The sequence below is a fragment of the Ilyomonas limi genome (assembly GCF_005233845.1).
Taxonomy (GTDB): domain Bacteria; phylum Bacteroidota; class Bacteroidia; order Chitinophagales; family Chitinophagaceae; genus Ilyomonas; species Ilyomonas limi.
In genome coordinates this window covers 55,690-77,157 of sequence record NZ_SZQL01000015.1, presented here as the reverse complement: position 1 = coordinate 77,157, position 21,468 = coordinate 55,690, and the positions used below count along the sequence as shown (strand labels likewise).

23 protein-coding genes are annotated in these 21,468 nt (G+C 37.3%); 18 read left to right on the top strand and 5 right to left on the bottom strand.

What is annotated here, in order from left to right:
- Nucleotides 1–2: 2 nt before the first annotated feature.
- The 5 genes from FC093_RS17390 to FC093_RS17370 form a co-directional block, all read right to left on the bottom strand.
- Nucleotides 3–1,571 carry a DUF6119 family protein gene (locus FC093_RS17390; RefSeq protein WP_137263085.1) on the bottom strand — a complete coding sequence of 523 codons (1,569 nt, stop codon included), beginning with the start codon at nucleotides 1,569–1,571 and terminating at the stop codon, nucleotides 3–5.
- A gap of 3 nt (nucleotides 1,572–1,574) precedes the next feature.
- Nucleotides 1,575–2,888 carry a restriction endonuclease subunit S gene (locus FC093_RS17385; protein ID WP_137263084.1) on the bottom strand — a complete coding sequence of 438 codons (1,314 nt, stop codon included), beginning with the start codon at nucleotides 2,886–2,888 and terminating at the stop codon, nucleotides 1,575–1,577.
- Nucleotides 2,878–4,257 carry a Fic family protein gene (locus FC093_RS17380; protein ID WP_137263083.1) on the bottom strand — a complete coding sequence of 460 codons (1,380 nt, stop codon included), beginning with the start codon at nucleotides 4,255–4,257 and terminating at the stop codon, nucleotides 2,878–2,880. Before FC093_RS17380 ends, FC093_RS17385 begins: the two co-directional genes overlap by 11 nt.
- Nucleotides 4,258–4,261: 4 nt before the next feature.
- Nucleotides 4,262–5,827 carry a type I restriction-modification system subunit M gene (locus FC093_RS17375; protein WP_137263082.1) on the bottom strand — a complete coding sequence of 522 codons (1,566 nt, stop codon included), beginning with the start codon at nucleotides 5,825–5,827 and terminating at the stop codon, nucleotides 4,262–4,264.
- 262 nt (nucleotides 5,828–6,089) lie between these two features.
- On the bottom strand, nucleotides 6,090–6,659 hold the full coding sequence (locus FC093_RS17370; protein WP_170971137.1) for a restriction endonuclease subunit S: 570 nt from the start codon (nucleotides 6,657–6,659) through the stop codon (nucleotides 6,090–6,092).
- Nucleotides 6,660–6,944: 285 nt separating this feature from the next.
- On the opposite strand from FC093_RS17370, the gene FC093_RS24650 reads away from it, so the two are divergent.
- The 18 genes from FC093_RS24650 to traN all read left to right on the top strand — a co-directional run bounded on the left by FC093_RS24650 (nucleotide 6,945) and on the right by traN (nucleotide 21,464).
- Nucleotides 6,945–7,190, top strand: coding sequence for a helix-turn-helix domain-containing protein (locus FC093_RS24650; protein WP_137263080.1), 246 nt, complete (start codon nucleotides 6,945–6,947; stop codon nucleotides 7,188–7,190).
- An 88-nt stretch (nucleotides 7,191–7,278) separates the two neighbouring features.
- Nucleotides 7,279–7,719: a Crp/Fnr family transcriptional regulator gene (locus FC093_RS17360; RefSeq protein WP_170971136.1), complete on the top strand. Its 441-nt coding sequence runs from the start codon at nucleotides 7,279–7,281 to the stop codon at nucleotides 7,717–7,719.
- 269 nt (nucleotides 7,720–7,988) lie between these two features.
- Nucleotides 7,989–8,228, top strand: coding sequence for a helix-turn-helix domain-containing protein (locus FC093_RS24645; protein ID WP_170971135.1), 240 nt, complete (start codon nucleotides 7,989–7,991; stop codon nucleotides 8,226–8,228).
- Between the two features lie 78 nt (nucleotides 8,229–8,306).
- Entirely contained in the window at nucleotides 8,307–8,876 is a 570-nt protein-coding gene (locus FC093_RS17350; protein ID WP_137263078.1) for a Crp/Fnr family transcriptional regulator, read from the top strand.
- Between the two features lie 92 nt (nucleotides 8,877–8,968).
- Nucleotides 8,969–10,267, top strand: a complete 1,299-nt coding sequence (locus tag FC093_RS17345; protein WP_137263077.1) for a hypothetical protein — start codon at nucleotides 8,969–8,971, stop codon at nucleotides 10,265–10,267.
- 476 nt (nucleotides 10,268–10,743) lie between these two features.
- Nucleotides 10,744–11,232, top strand: coding sequence for a hypothetical protein (locus FC093_RS17340; protein WP_137263076.1), 489 nt, complete (start codon nucleotides 10,744–10,746; stop codon nucleotides 11,230–11,232).
- 170 nt (nucleotides 11,233–11,402) lie between these two features.
- The gene (locus tag FC093_RS17335; protein ID WP_137263075.1) at nucleotides 11,403–11,741 is read left to right on the top strand and encodes a DUF4134 domain-containing protein; all 339 of its coding nucleotides are present in this window, start codon (nucleotides 11,403–11,405) and stop codon (nucleotides 11,739–11,741) included.
- Between the two features lie 10 nt (nucleotides 11,742–11,751).
- Nucleotides 11,752–12,066, top strand: coding sequence for a DUF4133 domain-containing protein (locus FC093_RS17330; protein WP_137263074.1), 315 nt, complete (start codon nucleotides 11,752–11,754; stop codon nucleotides 12,064–12,066).
- Between the two features lie 3 nt (nucleotides 12,067–12,069).
- Nucleotides 12,070–14,526 (top strand): TraG family conjugative transposon ATPase, encoded by a 2,457-nt coding sequence (locus FC093_RS17325; protein WP_137263073.1) that lies wholly within the window; start codon nucleotides 12,070–12,072, stop codon nucleotides 14,524–14,526.
- Nucleotides 14,527–14,550: 24 nt separating this feature from the next.
- Nucleotides 14,551–14,937: a hypothetical protein gene (locus FC093_RS17320; protein WP_137263072.1), complete on the top strand. Its 387-nt coding sequence runs from the start codon at nucleotides 14,551–14,553 to the stop codon at nucleotides 14,935–14,937.
- A gap of 34 nt (nucleotides 14,938–14,971) precedes the next feature.
- Nucleotides 14,972–15,643, top strand: a complete 672-nt coding sequence (locus FC093_RS17315; RefSeq protein ID WP_137263071.1) for a conjugal transfer protein TraI — start codon at nucleotides 14,972–14,974, stop codon at nucleotides 15,641–15,643.
- 51 nt (nucleotides 15,644–15,694) lie between these two features.
- Nucleotides 15,695–16,339: a hypothetical protein gene (locus tag FC093_RS17310; RefSeq protein WP_137263070.1), complete on the top strand. Its 645-nt coding sequence runs from the start codon at nucleotides 15,695–15,697 to the stop codon at nucleotides 16,337–16,339.
- A gap of 7 nt (nucleotides 16,340–16,346) precedes the next feature.
- A complete protein-coding gene (locus FC093_RS17305; protein ID WP_137263069.1) occupies nucleotides 16,347–16,976 on the top strand; it encodes a TerB family tellurite resistance protein in 630 nt (209 codons plus the stop codon).
- Between the two features lie 12 nt (nucleotides 16,977–16,988).
- Nucleotides 16,989–18,251 carry a conjugative transposon protein TraJ gene (gene traJ / locus FC093_RS17300; RefSeq protein WP_137263068.1) on the top strand — a complete coding sequence of 421 codons (1,263 nt, stop codon included), beginning with the start codon at nucleotides 16,989–16,991 and terminating at the stop codon, nucleotides 18,249–18,251.
- A 2-nt stretch (nucleotides 18,252–18,253) separates the two neighbouring features.
- Nucleotides 18,254–18,877, top strand: a complete 624-nt coding sequence (traK, locus tag FC093_RS17295; RefSeq protein WP_137263067.1) for a conjugative transposon protein TraK — start codon at nucleotides 18,254–18,256, stop codon at nucleotides 18,875–18,877.
- A gap of 11 nt (nucleotides 18,878–18,888) precedes the next feature.
- Nucleotides 18,889–19,326 carry a hypothetical protein gene (locus tag FC093_RS17290; RefSeq protein ID WP_137263066.1) on the top strand — a complete coding sequence of 146 codons (438 nt, stop codon included), beginning with the start codon at nucleotides 18,889–18,891 and terminating at the stop codon, nucleotides 19,324–19,326.
- Between the two features lie 10 nt (nucleotides 19,327–19,336).
- Nucleotides 19,337–20,626, top strand: coding sequence for a conjugative transposon protein TraM (traM, locus tag FC093_RS17285; protein ID WP_137263065.1), 1,290 nt, complete (start codon nucleotides 19,337–19,339; stop codon nucleotides 20,624–20,626).
- A gap of 19 nt (nucleotides 20,627–20,645) precedes the next feature.
- Nucleotides 20,646–21,464 carry a conjugative transposon protein TraN gene (traN, locus tag FC093_RS17280; protein WP_137263064.1) on the top strand — a complete coding sequence of 273 codons (819 nt, stop codon included), beginning with the start codon at nucleotides 20,646–20,648 and terminating at the stop codon, nucleotides 21,462–21,464.
- The last annotated feature ends 4 nt before the right edge of the window (nucleotides 21,465–21,468 follow it).

Genomic DNA, 21,468 nt, shown 5'->3' with positions numbered 1-21,468 from the left:
AACTATATTTTTGGAACCCATTCTAATCTGAATTTAAAGCCCATTAATTTTATCTTTTTATGTGTATCGATTAGAACAATCTTTGAAAAAAATGGAAGTGAAAACGCAGATCCATTTCTTAATATTCTGTATACGACAGTATATTTTGTAGAGTTAATCGGATTAATTATTGTTTTTAAGAGTGTTGTATAACCTTTTAATTTTGATGTTAAATCTGTTCTGAAATTTGAATCATTAAGAAGTAACGAGGCAGAAACAAATCCTTGGTTGAACAAGTGGCTTAGCTTGTTGGAAGAACTACCTTCTTTTATATGAATGAACTCTTTTGTTGAATTGTATATATCACATATCTCAATTGCATTGGTTGTACCATAAGTATAGGATAAGCTACGATCAAATATTTTTTCATGCCCGCGCTGTGCAGTATAGCTTTTAATATAATCAGCCTCATTCTTATGAGGTGTGGGAGTAAGTGATAAGTATTCCGTTGGGTGGGAAAGAATTGAATTAACACTACTGGTTACTAAATTAAAATAATTTGAACTTATTTCAAACCATTCACCTTCAGAAAAAATGTATTGTGTACCACTTATTATGCTCTCATATACAATCCAATCCTTTAAAGACCAGCTATTCAAAAAATTATCATCATTATCAAAAGCTTCTATTCTAAAATTTTCTAAGTTTTTGATTGTGATAGATGTTATACCTTTTAATTGAAGATCGGCTACTAAACTTTCAACTTCAATAAAGCCGAAAGTTGTATTTGAGCGATAACCAGTTAATTTGAAATAAGCAAGAGTTGTATAATCCACAACTTCTGGACAAGCGATATATAAATTAGAAGGACTGCCTGAAAGTAGATTGTTAAATGAGGTGAGTAAATCATTATCTAAACTTGGCAACAAAAATCCGTCTTTGACATTTTTTATATTGTCAACCCAACTGTAGTTAGTTTGATAATTAGTAGCAGTATAATAGTTGTAAATATCAGTAACCTTTGTCTGTAAATTTCTTACGTTTAAATCACAATTCATATTTAAGCTATCTGATCCTGCGATAGCAGAAGCAAAGCTGCTTGTAGTAGGTTTACCTGCGACATGCCTTAAAAAATCCTTATTAACTTCAAATCCAAAATCCTCAATTCTGTTTTCTTTACTTAATTGTGTACGCCTGTTCATAACAACAGAACCCATAATCTTGGAATCAATACTTTTGATTTTAGAAGGATCAACAGTATTTAAAACTACTCTTAACCCGAAATCTCTTTCAATTCCAAATCCAGATAAATGTTGGTTACTATATCCAAAACAGAACATTATGTAACGATTGTTAATTGGAATAAACAACAATGCTGCTGCTCCTTCGTTCTTTAATGCCGGTAGTGATGAATTAGTGCCTGTTAAGATAAAATTTATCCAGCTTGGCTGCCCCGCATAAGAGGTTCCATGATATAGTTCGCTTCCTTTAATACCACCCCAGTCCATAATGGGACCTGTTAAGGAACTTGTAGCTCGTAATAGCTGTTTTACAGCTACATTTGGTTTAGATAGTCTCGCTGCTACTTTCATTTATTATGTAATTTTTAGTCTTTTCTTTCCCGTCAAAAGCACCTGCATCATACCCTTCTTTTGCTCTTTAAGCTTTTCAGTTTTTGCTTTAAGCAGTTGCAACTCTTTATCAACTGCTAATAACACTTGCGCAATAGCTGTTTGTTCTTCATATGAGGGTACAGGTATATTGAGCTTTAAAAACTCTGATTGTCCTAATGTTTTGTTCCTCCCGGCACCACCAGGAGAAGCAAGCTCAAGCAATTGTTTGCCACGTGAAGATTTAAAGAAGTACAGCAAATAGTCTAAATGAAGCACTCCTTCTTTTGGCTTAAACATTGGAAAGCGATGAGAAGCAATCATGCCTGTTTCTGCTTCGGTTGTTTTTGCAACTGCATGCTCCCATGCAAAAACAATATTTGCAATAAAGCAATTTGGCTCTACCCAAAAAACACTTTTATTGCCAAGTGCTGCTCCGGTAACTTTCTCTTTATAGAATAAACCTTTTCCATGGGAACGAATTCCTATTTGTTGGTATAATTCATCTTGAATCGGATTGAGTGCTCTTTTAACAGGAGTAACAAGCTTTTTTAAAGTTTTGTTTTCCCAATCTTTAGTGTACCCCGTTAGCCTTATCTTACCTGTTAATAGGTTCTGCACCATCCATTTTTTGCGAAGTTCTTTTTGAGTAATGAGAAGATTGTTACTGGTAATTGAGCTATCCATTAAACTCAAGATGTGAGCTATTGCTTTTTGTTCTGCAAGAGGTGGGAGAGCAATTTTTAACTTTGAAAGGCCTATTTTAGAAATACCATTTACGGAAGTCCCAGTTACTATTCTTCGCAACTCTCTAATTACCTGTTGATGACTTAACACATATGCTCTAAAGCCTAATGCAATACTACTTTCGTTTGCTCTTGCTGCAAACGTATGTAAACCACCAATCACCTTTCTTCCGTTAACATTTTTCAACTCTATACAGCCACAAATACCTGCGTAATCTTCGGAAACATCAGCTATAATTAAATCGCCGTCTTTTAGGGCCGGAAATTCGCTATTTCTAATACTTTCTTCCCTTATCAATCCATCAGCTAAAAATGGAATGAACTCCTCAATTTCGAAGTCTACAATTTTATTTTTAAATGTTGCATGAATATCTCCGTAGTGAATATTGTAGATTTCATCCTCAGTTTTTTTGCTGGTCAATTGCTCTCGTGAGTGTGAAAATGTTTTTAGAAAATAAAATTCTTTACCAAACTCAGGGGTATCCCAATCGCTTGGAACAGTTGTGGTGTAAAAAGTCTTTATGCTTTGCAAATGGTTGCGATTAGAATTCAAGGTGCTTTTCTTTTATTTCGTTAATAATATCATTGGCAACTTTTGATACAATTAAGTTTATATCTTCTTTTGCAAGTTGTTCTTCGTAACTGCATTCAAAGTAATTGTCAGTATCGTTAAAAGTTGTATCACGTAAAATTTGATAGGAATAATTATCAAATCTGAAGTACACGTAAACACCTACATTAAAAGGCGGCGTAGATAATTTATATCCCTCCCAATAAAATTCAATTCCGAAACTTATGAAATCCAGATTGCCTTTTTTTTCAATCCAGTTCACAAATGAGTCTGGAAATTGCTCATCTATCGCGCGCATATAACCCTCCATTCTTTTTCTTATGTCGTAAAATTTTCCTTCCTGATTTGAAAATATAAAGCGGGTTTCTGTTTTATGGAACAAATCATTAAACCTTGATAAGGTCTTAATTAGCCTTTCAATTAAATAAACACCAGAATGGGTTAGAATAGAATGTATATGTTCAAGTGCTCTTATTTTATTACTTTCATTCTTTTTGCTTAAAGACCTTTTGAATAATTCTATCTGCTTATCAGTATCATCATCTTCTTCTATACTCTTGCCATTAATTGCATCTAATATTATTTGCTGTGATCGCAATACCAAGCCGGCTGCAAAATCATAAAACAAGTCAGGGCTACCTCCATACCCCTGTATATCGGCTATGTACTGGTTATATATTTTTCGTTCGCCGGTATTTATCCAAAACGGTGGATAACCAAAAGAGATCAGTAGTAAATTGGTAAGTATCCGTGCTGTTCTGCCATTACCGTCGTAAAAAGGATGAATGAGCACATAATCCAAATGAAACTGTAAGGCTACATCCAGCGGGTGCGGCGCATCCTTCTTTCCCTGCTGAATGGCATCAATAGCTGCATTGGTTCTATTCAATAACTCATGCATAAGTTCTGGTACATCTGCAGGCGGAGCAAAATCAAATCTTTCCCCCTTATAATTGATAACATAGTTTGGTTCCGTTTTCCATTTGCCTATTTTCTCCCGCTCTGTTTCATTTTCTTCATACATAATACCTTTATGTATATCGCGTATCCTTCTTTCAGAAAGCCGCACTTCGCTTTTGCCTATCCGCAGTATCTCGCTTATTACTTCATCATGTCCCTTTATCTCCAGCACATCTTTTATAGGTTTGCCTCCAACAGTAAGGTTGCCTACCATTACACTACGGGTCTCTTCCATAGTAAGGGTATTGCCTTCCATACTATTGCTGTAGTAGTTCCAGTCGAGCCTGAACTTATAGTTAATCTTCTTTTTAACTGTAGCCCTTAACTCTCCATAAGCATTTATTTTTTGCTGGAGTTCATCTACCTGCTGTCTTTTTTCGGGGTAAATCATTGTGTTAAGATGTGAGTTCGGTTAAATATTTTGCTATTTCTGCCTGTACTGTTTTCAATTCATCCTCCAGTCGGTCAATCTCTTTTTGTACCGCTGCAATATCTACTTCGGCTTCTTCTTCAAAGGTGTCTACGTACCGGGGAATGTTAAGGTTAAATTCATTCTCTCTTATTTGTTCAAAAGTGGCTACATAGCTAAACCTGGCTTCTACTAAACCGGGCTGCAATTGCCCTGCATTAAACTTCCTGTAAGTATCAACGATATGGCTAATATCCTGTTCGCGAAGCCGGTTCTGGTTCTTGGCACTCTCATAATGCTTACTGGCATCAATAAACAACACGTTCTTATTGTCTCCTTTGCCTTTATTAAAAATCATGATTGCGGCAGGTATGCCGGTACCAAAAAACAGGTTGGCAGGTAGCCCAATAACTGCTTCCAATATGTTTTCCTCGATGGTTTTCTGCCTTATCTTTCCTTCACTGGCACTACGAAACAATACACCATGCGGCACCACCACGCCTACTTTGCCGGTGCCTTCATAAGTCGTCTCAATCATGTGACTGATAAAAGCCCAATCGCCTTTACTTTTTGGTGGTATTCCACGCCAAAACCGGTTATATTTATCCGTTTCAGGGTCGAAGCTATCTGCTGACTTATTCTCTTCCCTGTCTTCTGTCTTTCCCCATTTATCTAAGCTAAAAGGCGGATTGGCCACTACCGTATCAAACTTCATTAGTGCATCGCCCTCCTTTAGCTTTGGATTACGGATAGTATCGCCCCAACGGATAGTAGCATTATCAAAGCCATGCAAAAACATATTCATCACTGCTAATGCCCATGTACTGCCATTAGCCTCTTGCCCGTACAGCGAAAAATTATCCGAACCAACTTCCTCACCCGCCTTAATTAAAAGTGATGCAGAGCCGCAGGTGGGGTCACAAATACGTGAGCCGGGGGCGGACTTGGTAAGTTTGGCAATAAGTGTTGAAACTTCTTTTGGGGTAAAAAACTCACCCGCTTTTTTACCGGCATCGCTGGCAAAGTTTTCAATCAGGAACATGTAGGCACCACCAATTATATCAGTACCTGCCAGATGCGATGGTCGCAGGTCAAGACTATTTTTATTAAAGTCAAGTAATAGGTTCTTTAGTCTTGTATTTTTATCTTTTGTATCCCCCAGAACACTACTGTTGAAGCTGATATTTTGGAAAATGCCTATGCCGTCTTCACTATACAATTTCTCCCGGTTAGCCTCTTCCAAATCCTCCAGAGCAATATCAATCAACTCACCTATATTGGCTTCATTGCGGTGGTCAAACAAATATTTAAAATGGCTATGTTCTGGCACCACAAAGCGTTCATACTTCATGGCACGCCTGGCCCTTTCTTCATCGTTGTTATATTTTTGGCGGTACGCTTCCAATTTATCATCATGTACATCGCTGAGGTACTTAATAAACAGCATCGTAAGCACATAGTCTTTGTATATGCTGGGATCTATACTGCCGCGAAACGTATCGCAAGCTTTCCAAACTGCATCGTTGATATCTTTTTGAGTTATTTTGACCATTGTGTATTAGTTAAAGCATTGATGATTCATACTGTTTAAATTAATATCAAATCTGGAAGCAAGGCAGTTTGCTATATCAGTTTCAGAACATTGATGCTTTTCATAAACCGGATTCGCGGAAGTGGCATGTATTATTGCGACTTCAAACTCACCGCTTCCATCGTTACACCTGCATATTTCAATCTGCACCTTTTCACCTGATTTAGTGGTTGCTTCGCAATACTGGCAACCGCAGCTTGGACATGGTATATCTATCTTCATATCATTTGTTTATGGCATTAATAATCTGTTGTTGCATCTTCTTTTCTATAAGAATTTCAAGCTCAGCTTTTAATCTTTTTTCTTGGTCTTTCAATTGTGCAATTTTTAAAACTATTTTCTGTGTTTTTAAATCAGGAACTGAAATTTGTAACTCCTCCAAAGTTGTTTTTGATATAGAAGGAAGAGAAGTACCTGTAGCTTTCCCTTTTAAGAATTGCATGGAGGCAGGCTGATTTAAAAACCAAACGAGATACTCCGGTAATACTTTGCTTTGAAAATTTTCCTGTAAACGAATGACAAAAAATGAGGTAGATGCGACTGCAGGGATATCCATGCTTTCATATAATGTTGAAAAATTCTTTAATCCCTTGGCGGCAAACAAAACGTCACCAGGTTTGAGCAAATGCCTATTTGTTTGGTTATTCGGCTTCAAATCCGGATAAAGGACAGATGTCAATTGTCCATTTTCATCAAAATGTTTACTTTGTAAATAAGCAATCTCACCACTCTTTACCGGTTTTGCAAAGACGCCAGTTTGAAGTATTGCTATATTTTCTAAGTTTAGTTTCAAATTTTTTCCTTTGTAATACAGCTACAAAGATGCAAAAAGTAATTATAGTTTCAAAATTATTTTTAAGTAGGGAATATACAAAATTTGTGATTACTACTTAAGAATAGTAAAGTTTTATTTAACTCGGTCCTTAGGACTTGCTTATTAAGGTCTATTCTGAAAGAAATAAAAAGGGTATTTCGAGCTAAAAGTGAATGAATTCCACACAATTAGTAATGCTAAAGATTAAAAAAATAGGGAGTATTCTCCCTTGTACAAGTTATTTGAATTTCATCTCTTTGGTATATGGTAAAAAGTAATTCACAGAGATATTATAGGGATGAGCAACTGCTGGCATTCATTGGAGCCAAAATGAAAGAAATAAGATTATCTAAAGATATTTCCATCGGAGTGCTTGCAAAAGAATGCAAGGTGGATGACAGTCAAATAAGCAGGATGGAACATGGGAAGGTTAATTTTAGTATGTCTATGCTATATCGGATTGCAGAAGTTTTAAAGGTTGCTCCAAGGGATTTACTTCCGCCGTTGTAATATGGAAAGGGTTACAGATCAACATCGCCTACCATTTATATTCCTCCAACTTACTTCGATATTTTATAACAAATAGAAAATGTGTTGTATGGAAAAGGTACTTCAGTTATTAAACAGCATATCGCCGTTATCGCCTGCACTCGAGAGCCATCTACAGCATATTCTTAAAAGGAACAGCTTTCAAAAAGATTCCTACTTGCTGCAGGCAGGACAAGTAAGCAACTGTATTCATTACATAGAATTAGGTTTGGTGCGGGGTTTCTACTACAATGGTGCTCAGGAAATAAATATATGGTTCATGCAGGCTGGAAATGTAGTAATATCAGCAGTGAGCTTTATGCGTCAGGTTAAGAGTAGTCAATACATCCAGGCTGTAGAAGATTGTATTACGTGGTCTATTACCTATCAGCAACTACAGGATATATACAAGAGGTACCCGGAATTTAATCTACACCGGGCCACTCTTATCGAGAAATGCTTTGTAGCAAGTAAAAAATGGCAGCGAATGCTTTCACTCAATTCTGCATGAGACCAGTATACTCAATTACTGGAAATTATAAATGATATTTTACTTCCCCTCTAAATACATAGCCAGACCTATTTAAATATTGATGAGGTTTAATTAAGCAGCATAAAGAAAAACGCTAACTGACTTAATATTTATCAATAGGTATATCAACCAATAAGGCTGTGTCAACGGTGCTTTGCTCGTTTTCTAAAATGGCTTCTATAAATAAATTTTAAAATCAAGGCGAATTCGCTCTTTTTTATACTCCTTTCTTGCTTTCTTTTTGAAGTGTGCCAAAAGCAGTTTCAAATAGATATTACAGAGACGATGGTTTTCTTTCAGCGGTTGGCTTAAGGATTCGGGAAATCAGGCTATCAAAAGACATCACACAAGCTTCATTAGCCTTTGATTGCGGGATTCCTGATAGCCAGATCAACCGTATAGAACTTGGCAAGGTGAATTGTAGTCTCTCTTATCTGCCTCTCATTGCTCAGGCACTGAATGTGAATCCAAAAGATTTGCTTCCTTAATGGACATTTTTCTTTCCTACTTCCTTCGAAAACAAGCTAACCTTTATTAATATTTTGAGTGAAAAGGAATTGTGTTGTATGGAAAAGTTGATTCAGATGTTAAACTCGATTGCGCCATTATCTACGGCTTTACAAACTCATCTTAACAGCGTATTAAAGCGTAATACCTTCAAGAAAAGATCGTATATTTTACAAGCCGGGCAGGTAAGTAACTGCATACATTTCCTCGAATCCGGTATAGTGCGATGCTTTTATGACAGAGATGAACAGGAAATTTGCATTTGGTTTATGGATGCAGGTAATGTGGTTATTTCTGTTGAAAGTTTTCTGCGGCAGATTAAAAGTTACCAGTACATTCAAGCAATTGACAATAGCATTACCTGGTCAATTACCTATACCGAGTTGCATGATATTTATAAAAAATATCCCGAATTCAATTTTCATCGGGCGGTTCTACTGGAGAAATATTATGTTGAAAGTGAAAAAAGGCAGCGTATTCTTTCACTCAATACAGCTTCTGAACGGTACGCGTTGCTGATGGAAACGCAACCTGATATCACGCTGCAACTTCCGGCTAAATATATTGCAAGTTATCTTAATATTGATGAGTCTTATCTTAGTAAGATCAAGGCAAAATTCGCGAGTTAAAATCTTGTAATTTTCCAACTCAATTTCTTGTAATTTTCCAATATAACCTTCACATACTGCAAGCTAATTTTACATCATAAAAGCAGATAGAAATGAAACACCTGATTGTAACTATGGCAACTCTTTTAGTTGTTACGTCTTGTAGGAAAGAGATGGGTTTGCCAATGAATGATATTGTAACTACCAGTAACACATTTTTCCAGAGAGTTAAAACTCAATTGAAAGATAGCCTTTCCCAGAGCGATTTCTCCAAAATTGATATAAATCAATTGTTCAAAAGCAAAGATGCACAAAGCGATGGCTACTTTGTAAGAGGTGCTTTCCAGAAAAAAGATATAGCTACGGATTTCTTTTTATTAAAAACAGATAGTTTAGGAAACATCAGGCAAGGTAAAATCATTCATGTAAATAAAGCCAACAACAACCGCAGCACGAAAAATACTTCATTTCAAGGGCAAGTTGTAATCAAATCCCTCAATGGGAGCAATAAGGTTACGAAAGAGGTTGTAAATGGCAGGTGGAAGAAACAATCCAGTACGAACTCCACAATGAAGGCAGAAGAACCGGCTGGTGAGCAGGAATTACCGGAAGTGGTGGTTACTTCTTATAAATACGATGGCAGCTATACGGGTGATTGGTACTGGTATGACTTCTTTTTTGATGATTATAGTTATGGTGGTGGCGGTGGTTATACTTATGGTAGTGCTGGGGGCGGTGGAAGTAGTTATAATGATGGCAGCAATGATAATACAATCATCATTGAAGTAGAATCCAATGATGACATGCCGATTAAAGTAGAAGATTATGTCAAATGCTTCAGTACAGTTTCAGACTTAAATGCTACTTACCAAGTAGCAATCTATTCAGATATTCCGGTAGATACTGACCCATCTGAAATGTTTAACTGGGCCACTACATCTCCGGGGCATAGCTTCATTCAGCTTACAAAATCATCAGGTGGAATAAGCGTCCAGCAAAATTTTGGATTTTACCCTAAGGTCGGCTTCAAGGTTTTGGGAAACTATCCAACAGAGAGTAAAATTGTAGATAATGGTGGCCATGAGTTTAATGCTTCTCTCACTAAAACACTCAGCAGCACTCAGTTTCAAACAACAATTAATAAATTGGAATCTTTACAGACAACAGATTATGACATAAACACGTGGAACTGCACCGATTTTGCACTTAGTGTATATAACGCTTCATCCTATATTCAATTGTCAATTCCCAAGTACATTACAGCAGGGAGTTACGAATTAATGAACACCCCACAAGGGCTTTATAATGAAATCAAGCGCCTGCAAGTTTCTGGAATCACAACTCAAGGTACTCCAAACGTTCCGAGCTCTGCAGGAAAGTCAGGAGATAGTCATGGAAAATGTGGCGAATAAAAATTAATTTTATGAAATCAGCATTCAAAATTTTGGTACATCCGGTAACCATTTGCCTGCTATTTTGTTTTCTAATAATCAGCGGTAAATCCACTGCGTTCTTTTACATATTTGTTCTATTATTGGGGTTGCCACATGGTGTGTTGCATTCCATACTCGGTATGCTTGGTATGGTACTATTATTGTCTTCAATCTCTATCAAAAAAAGAAGTACAGTTTACCTAATACGATTAGCCGGCGCATTATGTTTTATTTTCTCATTGCTTCGGTTCTTTACACAACCAGGTGCAAGTTATAACTACAATACACTCCGGGAATCTGTTCCCTTAGTGTTATTAATACTCTTCTCATTGTTACTACTGCTCTTTATTGTGAATCAGCTAAGGATGTTGATTTTAGAAAGAAAGCCGCCTCTATCGGCTTAGGTCGGATTGTAATTCTACTGCCTGATATTGTGAAATAAGAAAATGTGTGTTATGAATATATCATTGACATGGGCGAGCTATGCCCTGATAGTAAGTGTATGTTTGGCTATCTATTATTTTGTTGTGCTGTTTTTCTATCGAAAGAGTTTCACCCGGGTTTCGACAATGAAAATAGCTGATACTTCACATTCAATATCTGCTTTATCCACAGAAGAAATGAAAATTGCCAATAGCACAAGTCTTAATCTTTTTGGGGAAGCAATGGAGGAAGAAGAGCTACAGCCCAAGGATGAAGATCAGGATTTTACGCCTGGTGCACAAGCTTTTGCAGATGAAATACAGGCTTATACTTGTTCGTGTGGTGATGATATTGTCAAGGAAGAATTAATTCAGCATCTCCAGAAAATCATTCAAAAATATCCTTCTTTAATCGGTAGCGATTCGCAGTATGAACTCAGCCAGTTAATCGCTATCTCTTCAGAAAATAATTGTTCCATTCATTTAAGTGCAGATGAATTAAGTGAGTTGTGGAATGGCTGAATGGAAACAATAGCCCTGCATAAGTGAAGAGCAGAAAGTAAAAGTGCGTGTGTAAAACACTATGCAAGGGTAATTATGCCTGTTTGTCTTCCTGCCTCTGTTTGCTGGTTTAAGAGGCAGGAGCAACAGGTTAATTAAGTAGTCTATTATTAAATCATAAACAAGAGAAAATGAAAAAGTGTATTGGAAAAGGAATGAGGAAAGAGAAGAACAGCCTTAAAAGAGCAGCAATGATAATGATTGCTGCCGGATTAAATTTTTATGCGCAGGCGCAGGATGGCAATGCCGGTATCAATCAGGCAACCGATATGGTGAAAAGTTACTTTGACTCCGGGACAAACTTAATGTATGCCATAGGTGCTATTGTAGGATTAGTAGGGGCTGTTAAAGTGTATCAGAAATGGAGTAATGGTCATCCTGATACCGGCTCTACGGCGGCTGCCTGGTTTGGTTCCTGTGTGTTTTTGGTAGTGGTGGCTACCGTATTAAAATCATTCTTTGGTATATAAACGGTAAGGCATGGGTAACACCATTTACACCATTAACAAAGGCGTAAACAAACCACTTGAATTCAATGGTTTGAAAGCACAGTACATCTGGTATTTAGCTGGCGGTTTAGTAGGGCTACTTATTCTCTTCAGCATTATGTATATAGCTGGCTTAAACGCTTACTTGTCTGTGCTAACCGGACTTAGTTTGGGAGCTTTATTATTCTACTATGTATATAAGCTAAATAATAAGTACGGCCAATTCGGCTGGATGCAAAGAAAAGCAAAGAGAAGCATTCCAGAGAGGCTTAAAAGCAGATCAAGAAAATTTTTAATTCAACATTAGTGTATGGAAAAGTGGCTGGAAGAACAGATTCCGATTGCAACAGTAGAGCACAATTGTATAGCATCAAAGAATGGAGATATTACTGCTCTTTTTCGGGCAGTTTATCCTGAATGTTTAACCCGTTCTAATGAAGAATATGAAAGGCTTAACCAGGCAAGAATCAAAGCAATTAATTCATTGCCGGACAATAGCTTGTTTGTACAACAGGATCATTACAGAAAGAAAGTCTTTTCAGGTAACACAATAGAAGCGAGCTTTTTAGCAACAGCCAGTAATACCTTTTTTAATGGCAGAACTTATTTTGAACATGAATGTATTATTAGTGTTGTCAAGATGCCTGTCAACAGGCGCATGTCTGATTCAGGATTCAATAACCTGCTTCGTTCTTCTGTTGTTCCTGAACAGACAATAAGCGCTAACCTGCTGCAGGAGTGGGAAGGCAACGTCAATCAATTCAAAAGATTGATGCAGGAAGCTGGCATACAATTGCAAAGATTAACCGATGGTGAGTTATTGAGTGATGATAAAAGGGCTGGTATTATTGAACAGTACTTGTTTCAGATTGGGGATCAATATAAGCCGTTAGTGAAGGATATCGATTTGGAAGAGGGAGTTAAGATTGGAGATACTATTTGCCGGTTCTTTACACTTGCGGATATAAACAGTTTTCCCACTTTTTGTTCTTCCCGGATAACACATGACGCATACAGTACCGATAAGAGCTTATTCCCTGTTAGCTATGCTTCTTATTTAGGAATGCTTTTGCCGGTGGATCATGTCACCACTACATATGTTCTCTTACATAGTGCAAACGAAAGTAAGCAACGCAATGAACGCAAGGCAAGACATACCTTTTCACTTGCCCGGTATTCGCGTGAAAATGCCATCTCCAATCAGGCAATTAATGAATACTTACAGGAACTTACGGCAGACAGTAAAAGACCTTGCTTTTTGAATGTAACAGTAATGACAATTGCAATGGACCGTAACGAAGCAAATATGCAGGTTGAAGTAGTTAGAGCTGCATTTGCACAAATAGATGCTGTTCCAAAGTTCGAAACAGTTTGTGGACCACAGTTGTTTTTTGCAGGCATTCCCGGCAACGCTGCTGATTTACCGAAAGATCATGTAATTGAAACATTCACAGATCAGGCCTCCTGTTTCCTAAATAGTGATACAGCTTATATGGATGGCAAACATTGTTCAATACGGTTGGCTGAGCGTTTATACGGCAGACCAGTAAACGTTGATTTGTTTGATGAGCCAATGGAAAGGGGGATTATCACCAACCGGAATATGATTGTTGTTGGTGGCTCAGGTGGTGGTAAATCCGTCTTCACCAATCACCTGTCCCGCTCATTGTATGATGCCGGTGCTCACGCAGTAATAGTAGATATCGGAGGCAGTTACAAGGGGCTGTGTACCTTATTAAATGGCTACTACTTTACTTATACCGAAGCAAACCCCATCCGGTTCAATCCTTTTTATATAGCTGCCGGTGAACCATTGGATACAGAAAAGAAGGAAAGCTTAAAAGCGCTATTAGTCTCCCTTTGGAAAAAGGAAAATGAAAGTTTTAATCGTGCCGAATATGTAGCCTTGTCTAATGCCTTGCAGGGATATTATGACTGGTTATTTCAAAACCAACATGTCTTTCCTTCATTCAACACCTTTTACGAATACCTGGAAGAAGTTTATGTACTGGTTTTGAAAGATCATCGGGTGAAAGAAAAGGATTTTGACATCAATAACTTTTTATATGTTCTCCGACCGTATTACAAAGACGGTGAATTTGATTATTTACTAAACGCTACAGAGAACCTCGATTTATTGCAACAACGGTTTATTGTTTTTGAACTGGATAATATTAAGGATCATCCCATACTGTTTCCTGTTGTAACACTCATTATTATGGAGCTTTTTATTTCAAAAATGAGGAAGCTGAAAGGCGCTCGTAAAGTATTGGTGATAGAAGAAGCATGGAAAGCAATAACAAAGGCTGGTATGGCGGAGTTTATAAAGTACGTGTATAAAACGGTTAGAAAGTTTAATGGGATAGCAGTAGTTGTTACACAAGAATTAGATGATGTGATTAGCTCGCCGGTTATTAAAGAGGCTATCATTAACAACGCTGATATTAAAGTACTCATGGACATGCGAAAGTTCATGAACAAGTTCGATGCTTTGCAAGCAGCTTTAGGGTTGTCTGATAAAGGCAAAACGATCTTATTGTCTGTTAACCGTAACAATGAGCCAGGAAAGAAGTATAGAGAGGTGTTTATTGATCTTGGCGGACAGGTGATGAAAGTATATAGGAACGAATTATCACCAGAAGAATATTTCACGTACACCACTGAAGAACGGGAAAAATTGAAAGTACAGGAATATACTGAAAAGTACGGCAGCATGGAAAAGGGTATTAAAAGACTTGTTGCAGATATAAACAGGACAACACTATAAATTTTATCATTTAAAAATAAAGCTATGAGTCACTTAAAATTAATTTGTATCACTGGTTTGATCTTTTGTGCAGGATGTGTAGATGCATGGAAAAGAATGGATAATACCAAAAGGTTTATCCCCGGTACTTACGTGAAGGAAGTAAAAAACGAATTCCTGATTGCGTACGACACATTGATTATACAATGTTCAGCAGGCAATGACTACCTTATTGTAAACAGAACTGCTTATCAGCGCATTCGCAACAATAAGCTTTTGCCGGAGCAGCATTCAGAAGAAAATTGGAAAGCAATATATGATGAGAAGTCCCAAAATTTATATGAGCAAAGGCTCGGCAAGACGTTTTCTTTTGATCCCGGCAATGGGAGATTGTTTGAAGGTGGCAGCGAATACACCAAAGTAATCCCTTGATAACCCTATTGTTCACCAAGTAAATTAAAATTGTATGCAAAGGCTTATGATCATTATATGTATATGGTTACTCGCCTGCATAGCTCCGCAAAAGGGACAGGCTCAAATTCCTATTGCTGATGTTATTAAACAGGGCGTTACCAAGGTTATAAAAGCAGTAGACTTGAAAGTCCAAAGGCTTCAAAATAAAACAATTTGGTTGCAAAACGCACAGAAGGTTATTGAAAACAGCATGAGTGAATTGCACCTGGGCGAAATAACCGATTGGGTTGAAAAACAGAAAGACTTATATAGCGATTATTACAACGGTTTATCCCAGGTGAAGTCAGTCATTATTTATTACCATCAAATTAAAGATATCTCAACCAAACAAGCGCAATTAGTAGCTGAATACAAACATGCTTGGAACAATATGCAACATGATAAGCATTTCAGTGCGGCTGAGCTAAGTTATATGTCGCAGATCTACTCGGGTATCTTAGAGGAAACTGTAAAAAATGTTGACCAGTTGATGATGGTAGTAAATTCTTTTGTTACGCAAATGACTGATGCAAAAAGGATTGAGATTATCAATAGCGTGGCAGAAAAAGTTGATAAAAATTACAGTGACTTACACCAGTTTAATAATCAAAACGTCCTACTGTCTTTGCAACGGGCAAAAGATGCGAATGATGCAGCAAGTGTAAAGTTGATGTATGGCTTATGATAGTTTGAAGTTTTGAGGTGACAATTTTTGTGAATATTGAAAATGTGAAGAATGAAAAAAATAATCTTATTTCTTATTGTCTTGTACGGTTCAATTGTTAGTATATATGCCCAAACCTATGATGAATGGTTCCGTCAAAAGAAAACACAGCTTACGTATTTAGCGCAACAAATTGCAGCTTACCAGGTATATGCAAATTACCTTAATAAAGGATACGATATTGCTAAGCAAGGATTAACTGCCATTAGCGATCTAAAGAATGGTGAGTTTAATTTGCACCAGGCATTCTTTTCTTCTTTTTCAAAAATAAATCCTGCTATTCAACATTACTCCCGGATAGCGGATATCATAACATTGCAATCTGCTGTTTTAGCGGAATACAAAAGCAGTTATAAAAATGCGCAGCAGAGTCAAATGCTAAATAGTAATGAGGTAGCATATATTTATTCTGTTTTCACTGCTTTATTAAATAAATGTGCAAATGACATTGCTCTTTTGATTTCAATCACTACAGATGATCAGTTGCAATTACAGGATGACGAGCGATTGCAGCGAATTGACGCTATCTACAAAGACATAAAAAGTAAATATCTGTTTGCTAAGAGCTTTAATAATCAATCAGCTACACTAGTGCTCAGCAGGCAGCAAGAGCAGAACGAAACCGCTAGAGTTAAAACTTTATACAACCTCAAATAAGCCGTATATGAATGTAAAGATGATTATACTGTGCTTATTATTAGCAGGTATACAACAAGTTGCAGCGCAATCTTATGAAGCAAAACAATTATTGCTTGATTGGAGCAAGTTGGAGCAAATGAAGGGAATATTGAAGGACATGAAAGAAGGTTATGAAATTGTATCAAAAGGGTATTCCACAATCAGGGATATTTCACAAGGCAATTTTAATCTGCATGAAGCTTTTTTGGATGGCTTGTGGCTGGTTAGTCCAACAATTCGTAAATACTGGAAGATACCGGAAATCATTAATGACCAGCTTCAGATTGTAAAAGAGTATAAATCGGCATTCAACCATTACAAGCAAAGCGGCTTACTCAATCCTGATGAAATAATGTACTTAGGTCAGGTCTATAACAATCTGTTTAGCCAATCTCTCAAGGGCTTAGATGACCTAACGATGTTAATTACCGCTAATCAACTCCGCATGAGCGATGATGAACGTTTGTCAGGCATTGATAAAGTATATAATGATATGCAGGACAAGTTGCAATTTCTTCAAAGTTTCAATAATAAGACATCTGTTCTCCTCTTGCAGCGCAACAAGGAACAAAGCGAAGTACTGCAAATGGATCGCCTTTATGGCATAAAAAAATAAATCAAACAACATATGAAACACAACGTAAAAATTGCCCTTTGGGCAGTTACGGGGATAGTATTGCCTATTCTATCCCAGGCTCAGGATGATAGCGGTGGCTTGACAGATGAACTATATAGTTTGCATGGTGTACTGGACGGGTTATATAATCAAATGATTCCCCTGTGTTCGCAGCTTATTGGTGTAGGGCAACTTATAGCAGGCTTTGCAGCTTTATGGTATATAGCAGCGCGAATATGGCGGCATTTGGCAAGTGCAGAGCCGATTGATTTCTATCCCCTGTTCCGACCGTTTGCTATTGGTTTTGCAATTATGGTTTTCCCTTCCGTTATCGATATGATTAACGGAGTGATGCAGCCAACAGTTGTAGCTACCTCCGCTATGGTTACCAATTCTGATGAAGCAGTTGCTTTTCTATTAAAACAAAAAGAAGAAGCGGTAAAGCAGTCCTATCTGTACCAAATGTATGTTGGTGAGTCGGGCGAAGGAGATCGTGACAAATGGTATGAATATACACACCCCGGCAAAGATGTTTCCGATGAAGGCACATTTGAAAGCATTGGAGATGACATCAAGTTTGCCATGGCAAAAGCTACCTACAATTTCCGTAATTCAATAAAGGAATGGATGAGCGAGATTTTGCAGGTGTTGTATGCTGCCGCTTCTCTTTGCATCAATACTATTCGCACCTTCAACCTCATCATTCTCGCTATCCTTGGTCCGCTTGTCTTTGGGTTCAGCGTGTTTGATGGCTTTCATCATACGCTTCGCCACTGGCTTGCACGGTACATCAATGTGTTCTTATGGTTGCCTGTTGCCAACATATTCGGCAGCGTTATGGGGAAGATACAGGAAAATATGCTGAAGATAGATATTGCGCAGGTGAATACCTGGGGTGAAACCTATTTCAGTAATACGGATATGGGTTATCTCATCTTCATGGTCATTGGTATCATCGGATACTTTTCTGTTCCATCTATTGCAAATTATATCATGCACGTTGGCGGTGGAGGTGATGCCATTGGTAGCAAAGCCACAGCGTTAACAATGGGTGCTGCCGGTGGTGCTATTTCAGGCGGTACTTCAGTTATTGCTAATGGCATGAACCGTCTGAATCAAGGTGAGCAAATGCTTATGAATTCCTCTGGTAGCCTACGCGATGGCTATAACACTCCGTCAAGTGGTACTGGCATGTATCATCATGCCGGAAGAGCATTTGGTAAGCTGCAGGGGTATATGCGAAATAAATTATCCGGTGACGATAAAATGGAATAATCATGTTTACCAAGATGAAGAATATAGAAACGGCTTTCCAACATGTTAAGATGTTTACAGCAGTAGTGGTAGTGTGTTGTTTTCTGCTATGTGGATTTGTGCTGTTTAAAAGCTATCAATTAGCTGCTATTACTCAAAGCAAAGTGTATGTGTTAGCTAATGGTAAAGCATTGGAAGCATTGACTGCCGATAGAAAAGATAATATACCGGTGGAAGCAAGAGATCATATCAAAACATTTCATCAGTACTTTTTTTCATTAGATCCCGATGATAAAGTGATACAAAATAATATTACGAAAGCACTGTATCTGGCAGATGCAACTGCAAAACGGCAATATGAGGATTTAAAGGAGAATGGGTATTATTCAAACATCATTGCAGGTAATATTAGTCAACAGATTGATATAGACAGTGTGCAGGTTGATGTAAATACATATCCCTATTACTTCCGGTGCTTTGCTATACAAAAAATTATCCGCACCACCAGCATTGTTTACCGCTCACTCATTACGGAAGGGTACTTACGAAATGTATCACGGAGTGATAATAATCCACACGGTTTTTTAATAGAGCGTTGGATTACCGTTGAGAATAAAGATATAAGAACGGAAGCTCGTCAGAATTAAAAATAATATTTATGCTTACCCAATTTAAAAAATTGAAAGATGCAAAGCAATGCGGCAGGAGTATTACCACTAATCTTACCATGTATGTAAGTAAAAAGCTGCAGCAGTTTGCTATTTACCTAACTAAAAAAACGAATCATATACAACCGCGCAGATTAGCAATATTTATACTGACTTTTTGTGTTATCGTTTCACTTGCACTGTCTATTAAGTTGCTTTATTGCTTTAACCATAAACCTGAAATTCACTTTCAATATATCAGTACACCCGTACTAAAGCCGGCTACAACCTATTCAGGTGACGCAACTACATTACACCGCATTAAAAACTTTCATCGCCAATTAGATAGTTTAAAGAAAAATAATTTCCTGCGTTATGACAGCATTATGAGGTGCAGACCTCATCTGCTGGATAGCATCATTATGGTTGAACGACTTACAAACTTTTAATTCATTAATCATGAAACAATTATCAACAATAGGTACAGACAAGCAAAAGAAAAAGCGGCAATTTCTATTGATAATGCCATTAATTGTTCTTCCATTTCTCACTTTTTTGTTTTGGTCATTGGGTGTGATAGGTGCTGATGAGGCAAAGGCGTCTGCTACAACCAGTGGATTGAATATGCATCTTCCGGATGCGAAGTTGAAAGAAAACAAAAGCTGGAATAAGCTCTCCTTTTATGAACAGGCAGAGAAAGATTCTGCGAAGTACCGGGAAGCTATTAAAAATGATCCTTTCTTTCATATGGGGAAAGATAGTGTAAACACGCCACCAGCGTATGAATACAATTCATCTTCTACTTATAATCCTATGCCACAAAGCTTTGAAGACCCTAATGAATACAAAGTGAATCAAAAGCTTGCTCAGTTAAATGCCGTTTTAAATAATAGTAATAAGGAAGAGAAAGTTGATGTTCATCAAGGTGCGGTGGAGCAAAGAGTTCCTGGCATTTCATCAAACGACGTGAAAAGACTTGAACAAATGCTGCAAGTTATTAACCAACCAGATTCAGAGGCTGATCCGGAAACTCAACAGTTGAATGGCATAATGGATAAGATATTGGCTATTCAACATCCTGAACGAATTACGGAAACGGCTCAACAAACGTCAGAAAAAAATAAAAAATCTGTTTTTCGGGTTGTGTCGAGAGATGCAGATAATTATTTATCGCTGTTACAAGCTCCCAAAAGAATCAAAAAGATAAGTAGTAATAAAGAAAATAAAGATGTAAAACAAAATGCATTTCATTCTTTGGAAAATGATACTGTCACTGAGGAAAAACAAAATATTATTGAAGCGAAAATACAGGAAACACAAACTATCATTAATGGCTCGACTGTTAAGTTGTGTTTAGCGAATGATATTTATGTAAATGGCATGCTGGTGCCTCAAAGCACATTTATTTACGGCACCGCATCTCTGAATGCAGAACGATTACGGATTGCTATCAACTCCATTCATTATCAAAATAATCTGCTGCCGGTTGCTTTATCTGTATACGATTTAGACGGTATTGCCGGCATATACATCCCTGGCTCTGTAAGCAGGGACGTTGCTAAACAAACAGGAAGTGAAGCAGTGAACAATTTTGGAATTGCTTCTCTTGATCCTTCTATTGGTGTGCAGGCTGCTAACGCAGGCATCACAGCAGCTAAAACGCTTATTGATAAAAAGGTTAAACAAATCAAAGTAACTATCAGGGCAGGATATAAGGTTCTACTTAAAGACGATAATCAGCAACAGTAATATTTAAAATAATAAATCAATGAAACAGTTAATTGCAATAGTGTTGATTGGAGCACTGTGTTTACTTCAACAAACTACTTTGTTTGCTCAGTATTTACCTAAAAGTATTACGCCCTATAGAATCAATATCAGTTATGACAAGACCAGCAACGTAATATTTCCATTTGCAATAAAAAACGTGGATATAGGAAGTGCTGCAGTTCTTGCACAAAAAGCACAAGGTGTTGAGAACATCTTACAACTAAAAGCAGGCGAGCAGAACTTTAAAGAAACAAATGTAACAGTTATTACCACCGATGGACACTTTTATTCCTTTATAGTCAATTTCAATGCAGATCCTCCGATATTAAATTTCTCCTTTGTGGGAGACAGTACGGAAAAGGCTGTTATAAAGAATCTGCCACTTGCAGAAGCGGCATTTACAACAATTGCAACCACCATTAAAAGCAAAAGACATGCATTACATAAACATGTTTGGGTGCAAAACATAAGGATGTCGCTGAATAATATTTTTATTAAAAATGACCTGATGTGGTTGCAAATCGGAGTAACTAATAAATCATCTATCTCCTTTACACCTGTTTACGCCCGCTTTTTTATACAAGATACCAAAGCGGCAAAACGCACGGCAACACAACAAATTGAAATAACGCCTTTGTACAAAACCCCTTTAAAAAAGGCCGATAACGACTTTACCCAATCCTATGTATTTGCTTTCTCACCGTTTACGGTTCCGAATAGAAAAGAGCTAATTATTCAAATAGGAGAAAGCTCAGGAAGTCGATTGCTGACGCTTACTATCAGTCATCAAACGATGCTTAAGATAAAATCACTTTAAAATA

What these genes read in the sequence shown, in the direction of transcription:
- FC093_RS24650 (WP_137263080.1), top strand. Translation starts at nt 6,945, where the DNA reads ATGGTAAAAAGTAATTCACAGAGATATTATAGGGATGAGCAACTGCTG.
- FC093_RS17380 (WP_137263083.1), bottom strand. Translation starts at nt 4,257, where the DNA reads ATGATTTACCCCGAAAAAAGACAGCAGGTAGATGAACTCCAGCAAAAA.
- traM (WP_137263065.1), top strand. Translation starts at nt 19,337, where the DNA reads ATGAAACAATTATCAACAATAGGTACAGACAAGCAAAAGAAAAAGCGG.
- FC093_RS17350 (WP_137263078.1), top strand. Translation starts at nt 8,307, where the DNA reads ATGGAAAAGTTGATTCAGATGTTAAACTCGATTGCGCCATTATCTACG.
- FC093_RS17320 (WP_137263072.1), top strand. Translation starts at nt 14,551, where the DNA reads ATGAGTCACTTAAAATTAATTTGTATCACTGGTTTGATCTTTTGTGCA.
- FC093_RS17330 (WP_137263074.1), top strand. Translation starts at nt 11,752, where the DNA reads ATGGGTAACACCATTTACACCATTAACAAAGGCGTAAACAAACCACTT.
- FC093_RS17305 (WP_137263069.1), top strand. Translation starts at nt 16,347, where the DNA reads ATGAATGTAAAGATGATTATACTGTGCTTATTATTAGCAGGTATACAA.
- traK (WP_137263067.1), top strand. Translation starts at nt 18,254, where the DNA reads ATGTTTACCAAGATGAAGAATATAGAAACGGCTTTCCAACATGTTAAG.
- FC093_RS17315 (WP_137263071.1), top strand. Translation starts at nt 14,972, where the DNA reads ATGCAAAGGCTTATGATCATTATATGTATATGGTTACTCGCCTGCATA.
- FC093_RS17335 (WP_137263075.1), top strand. Translation starts at nt 11,403, where the DNA reads ATGAAAAAGTGTATTGGAAAAGGAATGAGGAAAGAGAAGAACAGCCTT.
- FC093_RS17360 (WP_170971136.1), top strand. Translation starts at nt 7,279, where the DNA reads ATGGAAAAGGTACTTCAGTTATTAAACAGCATATCGCCGTTATCGCCT.
- traJ (WP_137263068.1), top strand. Translation starts at nt 16,989, where the DNA reads ATGAAACACAACGTAAAAATTGCCCTTTGGGCAGTTACGGGGATAGTA.
- FC093_RS17345 (WP_137263077.1), top strand. Translation starts at nt 8,969, where the DNA reads ATGAAACACCTGATTGTAACTATGGCAACTCTTTTAGTTGTTACGTCT.
- FC093_RS17310 (WP_137263070.1), top strand. Translation starts at nt 15,695, where the DNA reads ATGAAAAAAATAATCTTATTTCTTATTGTCTTGTACGGTTCAATTGTT.
- FC093_RS17390 (WP_137263085.1), bottom strand. Translation starts at nt 1,571, where the DNA reads ATGAAAGTAGCAGCGAGACTATCTAAACCAAATGTAGCTGTAAAACAG.
- FC093_RS17340 (WP_137263076.1), top strand. Translation starts at nt 10,744, where the DNA reads ATGAATATATCATTGACATGGGCGAGCTATGCCCTGATAGTAAGTGTA.
- traN (WP_137263064.1), top strand. Translation starts at nt 20,646, where the DNA reads ATGAAACAGTTAATTGCAATAGTGTTGATTGGAGCACTGTGTTTACTT.
- FC093_RS17325 (WP_137263073.1), top strand. Translation starts at nt 12,070, where the DNA reads ATGGAAAAGTGGCTGGAAGAACAGATTCCGATTGCAACAGTAGAGCAC.
- FC093_RS17290 (WP_137263066.1), top strand. Translation starts at nt 18,889, where the DNA reads ATGCTTACCCAATTTAAAAAATTGAAAGATGCAAAGCAATGCGGCAGG.
- FC093_RS17375 (WP_137263082.1), bottom strand. Translation starts at nt 5,827, where the DNA reads ATGGTCAAAATAACTCAAAAAGATATCAACGATGCAGTTTGGAAAGCT.